The organism is Streptomyces sp. NPDC008163, from assembly GCF_042956885.1.
Taxonomy (GTDB): Bacteria; Actinomycetota; Actinomycetes; order Streptomycetales; family Streptomycetaceae; genus Streptomyces; species Streptomyces drozdowiczii_A.
The window spans coordinates 1-16,205 of sequence record NZ_JBIBHG010000027.1; the positions used below are offsets into that span (position 1 = coordinate 1).

General features: G+C 69.4%; 9 protein-coding genes and 1 pseudogene. 5 read left to right on the plus strand and 5 right to left on the minus strand.

Features of this window, described 5'->3' with window-relative positions; genetic code table 11:
* The first annotated feature begins 189 nt into the window (after positions 1–189).
* The gene (locus ACFZAT_RS33230; protein WP_391269663.1) at positions 190–3,129 is read left to right on the plus strand and encodes an NACHT domain-containing protein; all 2,940 of its coding nucleotides are present in this window, start codon (positions 190–192) and stop codon (positions 3,127–3,129) included.
* Between the two features lie 104 nt (positions 3,130–3,233).
* A complete protein-coding gene (locus ACFZAT_RS33235) occupies positions 3,234–5,186 on the plus strand; it encodes an amino acid permease (RefSeq protein WP_391269666.1) in 1,953 nt (650 codons plus the stop codon).
* A gap of 51 nt (positions 5,187–5,237) precedes the next feature.
* On the opposite strand, the gene ACFZAT_RS33240 is transcribed toward ACFZAT_RS33235, so the two are convergent.
* Positions 5,238–6,203: a DUF1152 domain-containing protein gene (locus ACFZAT_RS33240; RefSeq protein WP_391269667.1), complete on the minus strand. Its 966-nt coding sequence runs from the start codon at positions 6,201–6,203 to the stop codon at positions 5,238–5,240.
* A gap of 44 nt (positions 6,204–6,247) precedes the next feature.
* Here ACFZAT_RS33240 and ACFZAT_RS33245 point away from each other — a divergent pair.
* Positions 6,248–6,552, plus strand: a pseudogene (locus tag ACFZAT_RS33245) (SAM-dependent methyltransferase); the annotation flags it as partial.
* Between the two features lie 77 nt (positions 6,553–6,629).
* On the opposite strand, the gene ACFZAT_RS33250 reads toward ACFZAT_RS33245, so the two are convergent.
* The 4 genes from ACFZAT_RS33250 to ACFZAT_RS33265 all read right to left on the minus strand — a co-directional run bounded on the left by ACFZAT_RS33250 (position 6,630) and on the right by ACFZAT_RS33265 (position 12,569).
* Complete coding sequence (locus ACFZAT_RS33250; protein ID WP_391269669.1) at positions 6,630–9,008, minus strand: glycosyl hydrolase family 65 protein; 2,379 nt, start codon at positions 9,006–9,008, stop codon at positions 6,630–6,632.
* On the minus strand, positions 9,005–9,745 hold the full coding sequence (locus tag ACFZAT_RS33255) for a beta-phosphoglucomutase family hydrolase (protein ID WP_391269671.1): 741 nt from the start codon (positions 9,743–9,745) through the stop codon (positions 9,005–9,007). Before ACFZAT_RS33255 ends, ACFZAT_RS33250 begins: the two co-directional genes overlap by 4 nt.
* Before the next feature lie 155 nt (positions 9,746–9,900).
* Positions 9,901–11,004 carry a hypothetical protein gene (locus tag ACFZAT_RS33260; protein WP_391269673.1) on the minus strand — a complete coding sequence of 368 codons (1,104 nt, stop codon included), beginning with the start codon at positions 11,002–11,004 and terminating at the stop codon, positions 9,901–9,903.
* 362 nt (positions 11,005–11,366) lie between these two features.
* Positions 11,367–12,569, minus strand: coding sequence for a teichoic acid biosynthesis protein C (locus tag ACFZAT_RS33265; RefSeq protein WP_391269676.1), 1,203 nt, complete (start codon positions 12,567–12,569; stop codon positions 11,367–11,369).
* Positions 12,570–13,335: 766 nt separating this feature from the next.
* Here ACFZAT_RS33265 and ACFZAT_RS33270 point away from each other — a divergent pair.
* Together ACFZAT_RS33270 and ACFZAT_RS33275 are read left to right on the plus strand one after the other, a co-directional pair.
* On the plus strand, positions 13,336–14,496 hold the full coding sequence (locus ACFZAT_RS33270) for a pyridoxal-phosphate dependent enzyme (RefSeq protein WP_391269679.1): 1,161 nt from the start codon (positions 13,336–13,338) through the stop codon (positions 14,494–14,496).
* Positions 14,493–15,752, plus strand: coding sequence for an MFS transporter (locus ACFZAT_RS33275; protein WP_391269681.1), 1,260 nt, complete (start codon positions 14,493–14,495; stop codon positions 15,750–15,752). Before ACFZAT_RS33270 ends, ACFZAT_RS33275 begins: the two co-directional genes overlap by 4 nt.
* The last annotated feature ends 453 nt before the right edge of the window (positions 15,753–16,205 follow it).

The window sequence follows — 16,205 nt, forward strand, 5'->3', positions numbered from 1 at the left end:
CTGGTGCGGTGCATCGCAAGGCGCCGGAGCGTCGTGATAGCGGAGCTATTGGGGCGTTTCGGCAACGCCGCGAGGTGCCGTGCCAGGCGTCGCGGGCCCGGCCATGATCGGCAAGACGCCCCCTAGCTTCCGACAACACTCGCATGGTGAGACGCACGGAACAGGGATGCTCTTGTGAATGTGCAACGGGTGGTGGAGATCTGGGATCCGGCAGGCAGGATCGCGGGAACCGGATACCTCATCACTGACCACCTCGTCCTGACCGCTTACCACAACATCGAGCGGGCCGATGCCCGTTCAGGACGCGCGGTAGAGGTGCGACGGCTCGCTCTGCACGGGGAGGATCAGGCCGCGTGGGCGGCAGCCGAGGTGCTCTGGCCGGAACAACCACCTCATCTCGAGCTGGACCCGCACACCGATGCCGCCCTCCTGCTCATCACCGACCGCCAATGGCAGCCACCTGTCTCCCTGCCCCCAGTGCGCTGGGGGCGCCTGCCCTCCGCGGTGCCTGGTGCGGCCCAATTACGCATTCCCTGTGTCGCGGTGGGCTTCCCGAGAGCCGAAGAACGGGACGGAAGCCGCGACACCAAGCACATCCAGGGGCACATCGAGGCTCTGAGCGGTCTGAAGTCCGGGCTGATCACCGCGCACATCGACCAGGTCGCCGTCCCCCGCCCAGCCGGTGCGGAGTCGTCCTGGTCCGGAGCGTCCGGAGCCGCGCTCTTCTGCGGCCACCTGCTCGTCGGGATCCTGACGACAGACCGAACGCTGCATTACTCCGGCAGCCAGCTCGTCGCCGTCCCTGTCGCTACCCTGGTTGACCGCCGCGGCTTCCTCAGTACCGTGAAGGCCGCAGGCAACTCTCTGGATCTCGAGGAAGTCTCACTGCCTGCTGGTGCCGGCACCGTAGCGGTGCCAGTCACCGGCAGGAGGCGTGCCGTCCGCAACCTGGACCGTGCCGCCATCCAGTTACAAGAAGACGTTCTGGCCAGGGCGAGTCATGCGGTGGCCCGTCTCGGCCTGCAGCAGCCGACCCTGATCGAGGTCTCGTGGAAGGGCAGCGGGCGGTTCGGGCAGCCCTCGCAGGAAGTGCTGGGCGTGGTCGCCGAGGAGATGAGCGGCACGGTGAGCCAGGTACCGGAACTCTGCAGAAGGCTGCCGAGACATCAGCTGATCGTTCTGGGGGCTGCCGGCACGGGCAAGAGCGTCATCGCGCTGCACCTCGTTCAGAGCATGCTCAAGAACCCTCAGCCCGGTGATCCCATTCCGGTGCTGATGTCGTTGTCGTCCTGGCGTCCCGGTGTTCCCATGCAGGATTGGATGATCCGTCAGATTCGTCAGAACAACACCAAAGCAGTCCGGCATTGGCGATCCAAGACGGACGCGGCCAGACTGTTCGCCGCCGGCGAGGTGATGCCGGTGCTCGACGGACTGGACGAGCTGCCCGAAAGCCTGCGTGCCAAGGCGGTCGAGGCGATTGACAAGGCCATTCCGACGAACTGCTGGCTTCTGCTCACATCTCGTGGCGATGAGTACGAAGAGGTGTGCCGGGCCGGCTCCCACCTGACCAGGGCCGCGGTCGTGGAACTCGACGCGGTGGGGGTAGAAGCCGCAATCACCTACCTGGAGCAGTCGCAGGTGGCCGGTGACGACCGCTGGAACACGGTCTTCGACCATCTGCGCAGAGAGTCGGAGTCGGAACAAGCCCAGCTCATGGCATCGCCCCTGATGTTGTACCTGGCGAAGACGACATATCGAAAGCTCCTCACCGATCCCAAGGAACTGATATCGAAGAAGCATTCTCAGGAGGACATCGCAGCCGCCTTGCTCGACCGGTATCTGCCGGCGATCTACACGGACGACCCACGCGGTCGCTACAAGGAGAAGCGAGCCAGGCGCCATCTTCAGCTGATGGCACGGCAGATGGTGCGGGACGAAACCGTTGACTTCGCCTGGTGGCAACTCAACGCGAAACTGACCGGGCTGCTGGTGGGCCTCGCGTTCGGTGCGGTGTGGGGCCTGTTCATGCAGGCCCTGTTCGGTCCTGTGGTCGGAGCGGTGACCGGAGTGCTGGCCGGAGGGGGAGGTTGGGCTGCCCATGCGATGGTTCGATCCGACCTGAAGCAGGTCTACGTGCCGGAACACGGCGAGCACGGTCAGAAGACGCTGCTGATCCGCTACTCCCTCATCGGTGGTGCGACCGCCCTCGTGGTCACCGGCGCCGCGGGAGCCTCCACGGCACTGTGGCTCTCAAGGGTCCTGGGGGCCGAGGCACCGCTCGCCTGGTGCTACGGAGCCATCGTCGGTGCGGCCTTGGGCATCGCCACCTTGCTCGGTTCGGCCTGGGGCTCGTACCAGGTCTCCCGCTGCTGGTTCTGGGGTACAGGCCGGCTTCCCTGGCGGTTGCTCCCCTTCCTCCAGAACGCGAACGAGCTCGGTGTCCTGCGTCAGATCGGAGCGGTCTACCAATTCCGGCACGACCGGCTGCTCAGGCAACTGGCCGGTCGAACCCCTGAGAAGCCGTCTCGTTCGGCCCACGGCCAGTGGGACGCCAAGTGGCAACGGTGGAGGCCGTTCCTGCCCGTCTTCGCCAGCCTGGTGCAAATAGGCTCCGCTCTCTGCGGCCTCGCGATGGTTTCCTTGATCTACGCCGCCAGCACGCAGATCGAACTCAGGTATCAGTCCGGGGACGAGCCCGGGGTTCGCGTGGACAGTTCCATGTGTCAAAGCGGCGTCGACTGCGTGGGTGTGCCGATCTGGTCATGGAAGCTTCCCCAGCGCTCGTCCCGCCACACAGTCCTCATGCCGTCCAACCTCCACGGCCGTTCAATCCGGAGCTGGGGCGGCGCCTTCGAAGCCGACGGCTGCCCCGGGGCAACCGTCCGGGTAACTTTGACGCTCAGGGGTGAGGCACCGGCCACCTTCACCCTGAACAACTCGGCGAGGACCACGACGGCCGAACTCCCGCGGCCGGCCCCGCCACGGCGACAGCCGGTCTCCCTGGAACTGGACAGGGTGGACGACCTCTCCTGTTCCCTCCTCGTCGAGTGGACCGGACCCGGGCTCATCGACGACGGCCTGGAGCCCGCTCGCAGAAGACTGGGCGTCGACACGACAGGCATGAGCTGAACGAGCAGGCGTGACGGAAACCGGGACTCGCGCCCGCCGACCGTGTGCGTGCGTGCCCCGTCGTGTCTTCCCGGTCCCGGAGCCGCTGCGCGTTCAATGAACGCATGACCCTTGATCGGCCGATGTACCGCGTCAAACGGCGGCTCCTTGGCAAGCCGCTCACCACCGCGAGCGTCAGTGACGAGAAACTGACCAACCGGACGGCGCTCGGCGTACTGGCCTCCGATTGCATCAGTTCGTCGGCGTACGGCTCCGAGGAGATGCTCAGGGCTCTTGTACCGGTCGTCGGAGCGGCCGCCTTCACGATGGTCATGCCGGTGACCGGTGCGATCCTCCTGGTGCTGCTGCTCCTGACCATCTGCTACAGCGATGTCGTCACGATCTATACCCGGGCCGGCGGCTCCTACGTGGTGGCCCGCGAGAACTTCGGGCCGAACGTCGCCCAGGTCGCCGCAGTGGCCCTCCTCGTCGACTACATCGTCACCGTCGCCGTTCAGGTGTCGGCCGGCACGAACGCACTGATCTCGCTCGCCCATCTGGCCGGCAACGGCTGGACGGGGCTGGACCACCTCCAGTTGCCGATCTCCGTGCTGGTGATCGTGGTGCTCGCGTACGGCAACCTGCGCGGAGTCCGCGAGGCGGGCCGGATGTTCGCGGTGCCCGCGTACCTCTTCATCGCCGCCATGAGCCTGGTCTTCCTCGTCGCGGCGGTCCGCGCACTCACGGGCGAACTGCCGCATGCCGACCTGAACGCTCCCGGTGTCGTGGCGCTGGGGTCTCCCGGTGACGGCTGGCTCCAGGGCGCGTCGTTGTTCATCGTGGCGCGTGCCTTCGCCAACGGCGGCTCGTCCCTGACCGGCCTCGAAGCGATCTCCAACGGCATCTCCGCCTTCCGTGAACCGCAGGGCCGCAACGCCCGGCACACCCTGATCGCCATGAGCTGCGTGCTCGCCTTCCTGGTCCTGGGTGTGTCCACCCTCGCGCATGTCACCCACGCCGTTCCGTACACCGACGGCACCCCCACAGTCATCGCGCAGGAAGCGAGGCTCGCCTTCGGGAACGGAACGGTCGGAACGATCGGGCTGGTCGTCGTCCAGCTGGCGACTGCGCTGGTTCTCTACACCGGTGCCAATACCCCCTTCACAGGCTTCCCGTTCCTGGCGAGCTTCGTGGCGCAGGACCGGTTCCTGCCGCGGGTCCTCACCCGGCGCGGACACCGGCTGGCCTTCTCCAACGGCATTGTCACCCTCGCCGCCCTCTCACTGGCCCTCCTGCTCGGCACGGGCGCCAACGTGGACCGGCTCGTGGCCCTTTACGCGATCGGCGTGTTCACCGCCTTCACCATGGCGGGAGCCGGTCTCACCGCGTATCACATGCGCAGGCGCGAGCCCCTGCGCCGGATGAAGATCACGGTCAACGCGCTCGCGGCGGCCGTCTCCGGCGCCGTAGTCCTGATCTTTGCCGTGACCAAGTTCGACGAGGGCGCCTGGCTGGTCGTCGTGGTCTTCCCGCTCGGCGTCTCGATGCTGATTCGCATCAACCGCGAGTACCGGCGCGAGGCCGCCGCCCTGGAACGGCTGCCCACGGGCGCGGACCGGCCGCGTACGCGCCGCCACCAGGTGTTCGTCCTCGTCGAGACGCTCGACCTGGCCGCACTGAAAGCACTGCGGTACGCCCACGAGCTGCGGCCCGACACGGTCCGGGCCGTGCACTTCGCCATCGACGAGGCCCATGCACGCCGGCTGTCCGCCGTCTGGGCGTCGACAGCCGCGACCACGGTCGAACTGGAAGTGGTGGCCTGCCCCGACCGGCGGCTGCGTCACGCGATGCGGGAACTGGCGGTCCGCACCACACAGGACGGCGAGACGTCCCTGACGGTGCTCGTGCCGAGGCGGCTGTACGCGAACGCCCTCGGCAAGCTCCTCCACCGGGGCACCGGTGAGAAGATGTCGAGGGCGCTGGAGCAACTGCCGCACGTCGCGGTCACGATCCTTCCGTTCAACGCGTCGCACGCCATGCAGGCCCTGCAGTCGCACCTCCTGCCCGACACGGACTGAGACGGGGGCTGCATGCGCGTACGCGCGCCCAGGTTCGTAGCGCGGGAAGGTTCAGTGCGGGAACGCCCTCGGCGGCCGCTGACGGGGGAGCGTGGTGCGGAAGTCCTCGATCACGGAACTCACCTGCCGCATCAGCGAAGTCCGCTCCAGCAGGCCGAGGTAGAGATTCCGACGGGCCAGTCCAGGCAGGTCCACACAGAAGTAGAGCGCCATCAGCGGGTTGATGAACAACTCGCTGCCCTTGGTCCTCTCCGTGAACCGGACGTTGCCGAAGTCACCGCGCACGGCGGCGGCCACGGATCCGTTCACGATGCTGGGGTGGCTCGCGGTGTGGCGCTGGGCGTGCGCCACCGCGTCGAGATACAGCGCGCCCTCCCGCCCCGCCCCGAGCAGCGAGAAGGCGCCGAGATAGGAGCCGTCCCGGTCCAGAGCGGCCAAGTTCTCCAGCACGAGCGAGTGGTTCACGCCGTGATACGCGTCCACCCCGAAGCCGAGGCAGGCCACCAGCCGGTGCTCGATCTCGTCGAGTCCGCTCACGGCGGCGAGGCTCGCCATGTCCTCCTCCGGTGTGCCGAGACCGTGCTCGTCGCCGCGCATCAGAATGTCGGTCCCGCCGTCCACCAGCACGATCGCGTCAACACCACCGAGATGGTTGATCAGCGTCCGGTACGCCGCCCGCAGCGGCCCGACCCCGATGCTCGGGAAGGCGTACACGGTCGACGGCAGTTCCTGCGTCACGAGCCACTGCGCCAGCGTCCGTTCAGGGAAGTAGTCGCCCCGAGAGCTGGTTTCGGGCCCGATGGCCGCGACGTCCTGGTCCACCCACACGTCGAGGTCCAGGCCGTACAGATCGGCGAAGGACAGATTGGCAAGGTGCACCTCCTTGCCCGCCGTGCGCAGGGCGAGTGCGAGCGGCAGCCCGGAGTACACGTCGAAGCCGCCGCCCGCACCGGCGATGAGCACCCGTCGCGCGTCGCGCAGGCGAGTGAAGAAAGCGGGTTCCCCCAGAGAAATCACCGCATGACGCTAGCAGGAGAACCCGTCGGCACCTGGGCGGCAAGGACAACGAGCCGGTCGTCCTCGCCCACGCCAGGGCCCTGCTGACGAGCCGGCCCGAGGGTGCCACCGACTACGTGCACGCCGACTTGAGGGACGCGGAGAAGGTGCTGGCCGAGGCCGCCGCCCGCACCCTGGACCTCAGCGAGCGATGCCGTACATCTCGCGCCCCCGGGAGATCGTCGCCACCTTCGCGGACGGCCTCGAACTGGTCGAGCCGGGCTTCGGTTCGATCAGCCTGTGGCGCCCCGAGGAGCCGGTCACCGGAGAGCCGGTCGACCAGTGGGGCTCCGTGGCTGCGCAGAGGTAGCCTCCCCGCCCCGGGGCGGTCGGGCCCCCTGGCCGCCCCGGGGCGGCTGTCCGGTGAGCCCGACCACTGGCCCCGTCTCACCTCTGCTCGGGACCCGGCCGGTCGGTGGTGCCCGGGCGGCGGTGCAGTGGCTGTTCGGGCGTGGGCCGCCGCTTCGGCGGGGAGATCGCGAGGGTGACGGGCCCGTCACCGTTCACATGTGCCTCCGTGCCGTGGTGGTGGATCGTCAGGGGATCGCCGAGCAGCAGCGAGTACGTCGCCCTGTCCGGCTCGACCTCCACCTGGAGGCACCGGCCGCGGAACTGGAGCCGGAAGGCCAGGCGGCTGAACTTCTCGGGCAGCCGGGGCGTGAAACGCAGACCGTTCCCCTCTCGTCGGGTGCCGCCGAATCCGGCGACCAGCGCCATCCACGTACCGGCCAGCGAAGCGATGTGCAGTCCGTCGCGGGTGTTGTGCTGCAGGTCGGCCAGGTCCATCAGCGCGGCCTCGGCGGTGTAGTCGTAGGCCAGCCGCAGATGCCCGGTCCGGGCGGCGATGACTGCCTGGCAGCAGGCCGACAAGGAGGAGTCCCGTACGGTCAGCGGCTCGTAGTAGGCGAAGTTCGCGGCCAGCTGGTCGTCGTCGCAGTGGGTGTCGAACCAGCTGCCGCAGGTGTACATGGCCAGCACGAGGTCGGACTGCTTGATCACCTGCTTGCGGTAGATGTCGAAGTAGGGGAAGTGCAGCATCAGCGGGTACTGGTCGGCGCGCGTGTTCGCGAAGTCCCAGCGCTGGTGGTGGGTGAAACCGGCATGCTGCTCGTGCACGCCGATCTCCTTGTTGTAGGGAATGTGCACGGACTCGGCGGCGTCTCGCCAAGCGGCGCTCTCCTCCTCGTCCACACCCAGCCGGGCCGCATCCTCCGGATGGCGTTCGCACACGTCGGCCGCGGCGAGGAGATTGGAGCGGGCCATGAGGTTGGTGTACGTGTTGTCGTCCACGACGGCGCTGTACTCGTCCGGCCCCGTGATGCCGTCGATGTGGAACACACCGTGAGGGTCGTGATGGCCCAGGGAGCGCCACAACCGCGCTGTCTCCACCAGGAGTTCCATGGCGGTCTCGCGTTCGAAGGTGCTGTCGCCGGTCACCGCCGTGTGGCGCACGGCGGCATGCGCGATGTCGGCGGCCACATGGAAGGCGGCGGTGCCGGCCGGCCAGTACGCGGAGCCCTCCGAACCGTCAATGGTCCGCCACGGGAACGCGGCACCGCGCAGCCCGAGCTGAGTGGCCCGGTCCCGGGCGGCGGGCAGGGTGGCCTGCCGCCAGCGCAGTGCCTCGGCGACCGCCTTGGGCTCGGTGTAGGAGAGGAGGGGCAGCACGAACATCTCGGTGTCCCAGAAGGCATGGCCGTCGTACCCGGAACCGGTCAGTCCCTTCGCCGGGATCGCCCGCTGTTCGGCGCGGGCACCGGCCTGGAGCACATGGAAGAGGGCGAAGCGGACGGCCTGCTGGATCTCCTCGTCGCCGTGCACCTCGACGTCGGCACGGGCCCAGAAGTCGTCGAGGTAGTCCCGCTGCTGGGCCACCAGCTCGTCCCAGCCGCCATGCGCGGCGGCGGCCAGCGCGGCTTCGACCTGATCGCTCATCGCGGGCCGGGAACGGACCCCCGACCAGCCGTGGGCGACGGTCTTCTGCACCCGCAACCGCTGTCCCGGGTCCAGGACGGAGGTGATGGTCAGCCGGGCGACATCCGGGTTGCTCTCGCTGCTGGTGGTGATCTCCCCGGGGGCCTCCACGACGTGGTCGGCGGCCACGGCGACCCTGAGGCCGCTGCGCCGGGTGCGGTGGACCAGACGCAGACGCGACCCGACGGCCTGGTCCTCCTCCGGCTCCAGCGGGGACTGCAACGCCTTGGCCGTCCTCGGGTCGCCGTCGGACGAGGGCAGACTCTCGTTGGTGACCAGCTCCGACTGGATGACCACCCTGGTCCGGCTGTCGACGGGCTCCACCTCGTACTGCACGGCGGCGATGGCGCGCTGGGTGAGGGAGACGAGGCGGGTGGAACGCACCCGGACGGTCCTGCCCGCCGGGGAGGTCCACTCGCAGCTCCGCTCCAGCACACCGCGCCTGAAGTCCAGGGTGCGTTCGTGCTTGCCGAGCCGCCCGTAGCGCAGGTCGAAGGGCTCGTCGTCCACCAGCAGCCGCAGCAGCTTTCCGTTGGTGACGTTGATCGCGGTCTGGCCCGACTCGGGGTAGCCGTAGCCCGCTTCGGCATACGGCAGCGGGTGCAGCTCGTACACACCGTTGAGGTAGCTGCCTGGCAGGCCGTGCGGTTCGCCCTCTTCGAGGTTGCCACGCCAGCCGACATGCCCGTTGGACAGGGCGAAGACGGATTCGCTCTGCGCCAGCAGATCGAGGTCGAGAGCCGTCTCGCGCACGCGCCAGGGCTCCACGGTGTACGTCCGGTTGGTGATCACGCGCTGCCTCCGAGTTCGGCGAGGTCCTTCACGACACGGTCGGCGCCGTGGGCGTACAGACCGTCGGTCTGCCCGACGCGGTCGACGCCGACGACGAAGCCGAAGTGTCCGGACCTGCCCGCGTCCATCCCGGCCAGCGCGTCTTCGAAGACGGCCGCCCGCGACGGCTCCACGCCGAGATCCCGGGCGGCGGCCAGGAAGGTGTCGGGGTGCGGTTTGCCCGGCAGTTTCCGTTCCCTGGCCACCACGCCGTCGATCCGTACGTCGAACAGGTGCTCGGCGTCGATGGAGTGCAGCACGTCGCGGGTGTTGGCGCTGGAGGAGACGATCGCGGTGGCGAGCCCGGCGCCGCGGACCGCGTCGATGTAGCGCAGCGTGCCCTCGTACGGCTCCACACCGTCGGTACGGATCTTCTCCAGCAGGAGCTCGTTCTTGCGGTTGCCGACGCCGTTGACACTCCGGGCGTCCGGTGGATCGTCGGGGGTGCCCTCGGGGAGTTCGATGTCCCGGGAGGCGAGGAAGGAGCGGACGCCGTCGGCCCGGGGGCGCCCGTCGACGTACTGGTCGTAGTCGGAATCGGTGAAGGGGCGGAAGTCCGCCCCGTCACGCTCGCGCAGGAAGGCGTCGAAGGTCGCCTTCCAGGCGGCGGCGTGCACCACCGCCGTCCTGGTGACCACTCCGTCGAGATCGAAGAGACAGGCCTGGATGCCTTCGGGAAGTCCGAGCTGTGTCGTCATGCCCCCACAGTTCCCCGCGGAGGCGAGTCCGATCGGATGACACGCTGTGAGGTGCGCCGCCTGCCTGCCCGGACCCAGGGCCGGCTCCACTTCTGGCTGCACCACGCGACGAGGAGGGCGACGCCGCGAGTGCGGGCTGTTCAGCTGAGGGCTGTTCAGCCGTTCCCCGCCGTGTTCTGCCGCCGCAGGTCCGCGTCGAAGGACTGCGAGGTGCCGTGCTTCCCGTACAGCGCGAAGTATCCGAGGGACTTCCCTTCGCTGATACGGCTGGTGCTGTCGGCCGCCGCCTCGAAGGTGAGGGTGTCGTCGCCGTCCCGCATGATCACCGCGCCGAAATGGTTGTTCCACCGGCCGGGTGCGTCGCTCAGGTTCACGTAGTGGTTCTGGCCGACCGCGGGTTCGGCCGGTGCTTGTTGGAGTTCGCCCGTTCTGGTGCCGAGCAGTCTCTGCGCGGCGGCCTGGCAGTCGTTGGGCATCGTGATGAGAAGGTCCTGCATCACACGCTCCGGCTCCCGGGAGTCGGCGTACTCCATGACGATCACGCCGATGAGCCGCCCCGCCGTCTTCAGGTAATCGACCGGGTCGAGCAGCGGGTTCAGGGGGACGTTCGCGGCGGCCCACGTCGCGCCCTGGTTCTCCATCGCGAGTGCGAGCAGCCGTTGGTGCACGTCGTTGATGTTCCTGTCGCTGGGACGGCCCCCGCTCGCCAGCCTGGCGATGTCCTGGAGGAGCACTCCGAGTGCGGCGGGCGGCTGAACGACGCTCCGCCGGTAGGACTCGAGCTTCGCCTCCCTGTCCTGCGCGCTCTCACCCGCGAGAGGCTCGTGATCGCTGTTCGTCTGTGCGGCGTCGGCCGCCTCCCTCGATGCGAAGACAGGCAGCACCCGGTGCAGCACGCGGCCGCCGACCACCACCTCGCGGCCCGCTTCGAGGCGGATCCTGACCTGCTCCGACGCGGCCAGCACCGCATTCGCCGATGCGATCAATTCGGCTTCAACGAAGGCGTCCTGGCGTCCGGAGACCGCGATCCTTCCGTTCTCCGAGATCCGGTCGTACGGTGCGGTGTCCGCGATGTCCCGCTCCCCGTCCGGCTCGACATAGCGCTGTAGCGGGGTGCCGGTCAGGACACGAGTGACCGCCGCATTGCCGATGCTGCGCTGCAGGGCGGCCAGTGGGGGAGCAGAGTCGGACGGCCGCCTGCTCACCCCCACGGCCCGTTCGGGGAGCGAACTCCGCTGCGGCAGCCTCGCGTGCATCACGTCACCCACATTCCCGGCCGCCGCCGGACGGCCCTCACCGTCAAGGCTCAGGCCCGGCAACGCGAGAAGGAAGGCCCCGTCGGGAAGACCGGGGGCAGCACTCGGTGCCCGCACGGGCGGAACGTGGCGCGCACAGCGGTCATCAGCGACCGGAGGACCACAGGCTTGTCGTCCGAGGCCGGCCAGTTCTCGTACGACCTGGCCGGACCGTACGAGGGGCGGCCCGCTGATGGCGGACCGCCGCTCTTGCCGTCGGGGGCTCACCGAAACTGGTGGCAGTAGTGGTCGGACGGTTTCGTTGACGCGGACGTGGTCGACGGGGGAGAGGGCGGCGCCGGTGGTGCGCCGGCCGGCGGCCCGGATCAGGACGGCTGGATCAGCCCCGCCTTGCCATAGATCGTCGCGACCCGTGCCCCCGCGTCTCCCGAGGCGAAGCCCATCCCGATCTGGAAGACGCCGGGCTTGGCCGGGTCCGGCACGTAGACGCCGAGCCCCTCCGGTTCCCGGTAGTCCAGGGTGTAAGCGGTCGCCGTGTGGGCGGGGTTGACGGTCTCCTTGAAGGGGACGGGCGGCGCGGGATCCAGGGCACCCGTGGTGAGGTTCACCGAGGTGATGAACGTGTTGCCGACGCCCGGCTGGGAGATCACCGTGTCCTGGCCGTTGATGTTCTGAACGGAGTTGTAGCTGTTGCCGTGCAGCATGTAGAGGTACCGGCCCACGACCGCGTAACCCTGGAGGAACGGGCTGCCGTACGTGGTGAGGGGCCAGCCCGCCACTGCCGTGAGGCTGGGTTCGCGGAGGCTGGCGAGGGGCTGGGTCCACACGCCGAGGCGGGCCAGGTCGAGGTCGTGGACCTGGAAGACGAACGCCCCGTCGGTGTCGCGGAAACGGATGGCGAGACGGCCGTAGACCGGGTCCACGGAGGCGGTGTACGTCGAGGTCCCCGGGACCGGCTGGTGCGTGGCCAGTCCGGCGGACCCGTAGTCGAGAACCCTCCCGTTGACGAACGGGAAGCGGGCCAGCCGCCGGCCGCGGCTGGTCTCCTTCTCCGGATCCTTCGGGTGCACCGGGTCCGGCACTGTCTGGCCGTCTGTCTCGGTCCACAGATACGCGGTGCCGCCGGCCGGTTCGACGCCGATGCTCATGCCGTGGCCGAAGCCGCGCAGGTACATGTAGCCGAGCGTGTTACCGGACAAGTCCCACTTGGTGATCGTCAGATCGCCGTTCCGGTTGCGGTCGGTGGCGCTCACGGCGGCGGACTCGCCCGCGAGCTTCAGGCCGCCCTGCGTGACCTGCGCCAGGTAGATGTGCCCGTTGGCGTTGTCGTAGCCGAAGGACTGGAGAATCGTCGAGTCGCGCAGCGGCTTCTCCCGTATCCACTTGTCCGACGCGCTGTTCAGGTCGAGCCGGGGCGACGGCACCAACAACGCCGAGCCCGGCGTGGGGTGCGTAGCGGCGGAGGCCGTGCCGGTGCCGATGGACACGGCGGCAGCGGTGAACGCGCCGGCGCCGCCCCAGGCGAGCAGGGAGCGGCGGCTGGGGTGGGTGAACCTGTCGTGGGTCATGGTGCTCATCCAAGCCGGGGGCCCGACCGCACTCAACCCCGTCACCAGCTCAACACCACCCAGCCGTCCGGGCAAGAGGCGACTCCCAGCCACGAGCCATGGGGCTGTACTGCCCGACCCATCCGGCCCCGAGGCCTGTCAGGGGGCGAACCGCTCGACGGTACCTTCGCGGCCTAACGGGAACTTTATGTAGTTGATCGACTACTTTCTGCGTGTGGTGAGTGGAATGAGTCCGAGCGGGCCGCGTGTCTGGGGCCGCGCTCTCGGGATGCTGTGGGCCGTGCTCGCGCTGGTCCACGCCGTGGGCTGCGCGCACGGACCGCAGCCCTCTGGCGTATGGCGTGTTGACGCCGTCGGGACCGCGGTCGCAGCTTCCGCCCCTGGATCACTCACAGAGTCCCGGACGGCAGTGGCCCGCTCCGAACCGTGCGAGCGGCACCACCACCAGCGTCAGCAGTGCGTCGGGGGCGACGAACCGGGAGTGGTTCAGCCCGGCACATCCGATGTCCCGGCGATCCAGCCGGTCGCCCCGGTCCCGGACTGGACCGTGCGGACCGTGCCGGTGCGAGGGCCGCCGACCGGAGCGGCTGGTGGGGGACGGGGACGGGCGTTGTTGCAGGTGTGGCGGAACTGACAACGGCAGGCCGCCGTCCGGCATGCGTATCCGCGCCGGCGGTCGAGTGAGCCAGTCCCTTCCTTCCGTCAACTACCTGAACACCGCCCGGTACGGCATGCTGCCGCTCGGGTGGTCGGGGAGCCGTGCACGATGAACCATCTTTCCGCTCTTCTCGACCCCGTGGCGACGTCGCCCTCGGCGCCTGCGCAGTTGCTGGCCGCCACGGCGCGGTCGGCCACCACCCCGGCCCACCTGGTGGGCGACACGCCGGTGCTGTGGGTGGGTGAGCCGTTCACCGACCCCGGCCGGGGCTTCTGGGCCAAACTGGAGGGTCACAATCCCGGGGGGATCAAGGACCGCACCGCCCTGCACATGGTCCGGGCCGCGCGCGGTCGCGGTGATCTCCTGCCGGGTGGCCGGATCGTGGAGTCCACGTCCGGGACGCTGGGCTTGGGCCTGGCCCTGGCCGGTGTCGTCTTCGGCCATCCGGTATCGGTGGTCACCGATCCGGGCATGGAGGCGCAGGTCGCGGGGCTTCTGCGTGCCTACGGCGCCGAGGTGCACACCGTCACCGAGGCGCACCCGGCCGGCGGCTGGCAGCAGGCCCGCCGCGAGCGGGTGGCCGAGTTGCTGGCCCTGCACCCGGACGCCTGGTGCCCGGATCAGTACAACAACCCCGACAACGTGGTCGCCTACCGGCCGCTTGCCCACGAGCTGGTCGCCCAACTGGGCCGTATCGACACGCTGGTGGTCAGCGTGGGTACCGGAGGGCACTCCGCCGGCATCGGGCGGGCGCTGCACGACTTCTTCCCCGGCGTACGGGTAGTGGGCGTGGACACAGTCGCCTCCACGATCTTCGGGCAGCCCGCCGGCACGCGGCTGATGCGCGGCCTCGGCTCATCGATCTTTCCCGGCAACGTCGCATACGACCTGTTCGACGAGGTCCACTGGGTCGCCGCAGCCGAGGCGGTGTGGGCTGCGCGGGCGCTGGCGAGGACCCGGTACGCCACCGGTGGGTGGAGCGTGGGGGCGGTGGCCCTGGTCGCGCGCTGGCTGGCCCGCGTCCGGCCGGCCGAGGAACGCATCGCCGCCATCTTTCCCGACGGCCCGCACCGCTATGTCTCCACCGTCTTCGACGACGACTGGTGCCGGGCGAACGGCCTGCTGGGACACGTCCCGGCCGACGATCCGGAGGAGATCACCCGCTCCGCCGAGACGGTGGTGGAGCACTGGACCCGCTGCCGGACCGTCGAAGACCCCCGTCCGTCCGGGGCCCCCGGCGCGGCCCGCCCCACCGGAGCGGCCCGATGACGAACGTGATCGTCCAGACCCGGTCCTTCGCCCCGGCGGTGCGGCTTTTGATGGTGAACCAGTTCGCCATCAACCTCGCCTTCTACATGCTCATGCCCTACCTGGCCGCTCATCTCTCCGGCGACCTCGGCCTGGCGGCCTGGACGGTCGGGCTGGTGCTGGGGGTACGCAACCTCTCCCAGCAGGGCATGTTCCTGGTCGGCGGGACGATTGCCGACCGCCTCGGGTACAAGGCGCCGATCCTGGCCGGCTGTGCGCTGCGCACGGGCGGGTTCGTGCTGCTGGGCTGGGCCGACTCCGTGCCCGCCCTGGTGGCTGCCTCGGCGGCGACCGGGTTCGCCGGGGCCCTGTTCAACCCGGCCGTACGGGCCTACCTCGCGATGGAGGCGGGTGAGCGCCGGGTGGAGGCTTTCGCGACGTTCAACGTCTACTACCAGGGCGGGATGCTGCTGGGCCCGCTCGTGGGTCTGGCACTTCTGGCGGCCGACTTCAAACTGGTGTGCGCGGTCGCCGCGGGCATTTTCGCTGCCTTGAGCGTGCTGCAGGCCCGGGCCCTGCCCGCCCGGCGGGGCACCGGGCCCGGCGCCCGCGGAACTGCGGCTGACGGTGTATGGGCGCAGTGGCGCCGAGTGGCCGGCAACCGGCCCTTCCTGCTGTTCTCCGCCGCGATGATCGGCTCCTACGTGCTGACCTTCCAGATCTACCTCGCCCTCCCGCTGGCGGCCGACGCCGCGCTGGGCGACAGCGGCACGAAGGCCACCAGCGGGCTGTTCGTCGTCTCCGCGGCGGTCGCGGTGGCCGGGCAACTGCGCCTGACAGGCTGGGCCAAGCGGCGCTTCACCGGGCAGCAGGCACTGGTCGTCGGACTCGCCGCGATGGGTTCCGCGTTCGTGCCGCTGGCCCTGCTTCCGGCTTCCTGGCCGGGCGGGGTGATGGCGGGACTGGTCGTCGCGGTCGCGGTGCTCGCCATCGGCAGTGCGGTGGTCTACCCCTTTGAGATGGACACCGTCGTGGCCCTGTCGGGCGAGGAGCTCGTGGCCACCCATTACGGGTTCTACAACACCGTGTCCGGGCTCGGCATCACGCTCGGCAACCTGGTGTGCGGGGCCCTGTGGGACTTCGCGCAGGCCCGTGATGCGACCTGGCTGGTGTGGACGGCCCTGAGCGTGACCGGGGCGGGGTGTGCGGCGGCGGTGGAAGCCCTGGCCCGCACCGGCCGTCTCGCCCGCCCGGGGCTCGAACCCGTCACGGCCTGAGAACCCGCCGACTGACGCGCGCCCGGCGTCCCCGCACCCGCCTGTCCAACCACCTGGCCTGCATCGCTCGCCGGCCACTGGGATCCGCCGCCGCTGGTCGACGAACGCGCAGTGGCGAGGTGGTCGCCGTTCGCACGGACAGTGCGAACGGCGAGAAGAAGAGGCCCGTGAGATCGCTGAGTGCCGGGGCGCGGGGTAGGCGGCACTCCATCGAAGCGGGATGTGAGGTGGCGTGGACATGGAGCTGGCGGCAAGACACTGGCCGGATGGCGCGGTGGGGAAGATCGCGGCTGTGGTGCTGCTGGTGTTCCTGATCGGGATGTTCGCCTGGGGGATCCGGCGCACTCGGCGTGGACGCCGCTAGAGCGTTTCCTTCGGATCATCTGATCGTTGGGTGATGTGTGTCGTTGACTGACGCCCAGTGGGCGAGGATCGAGCCGTTACTGCCGGACC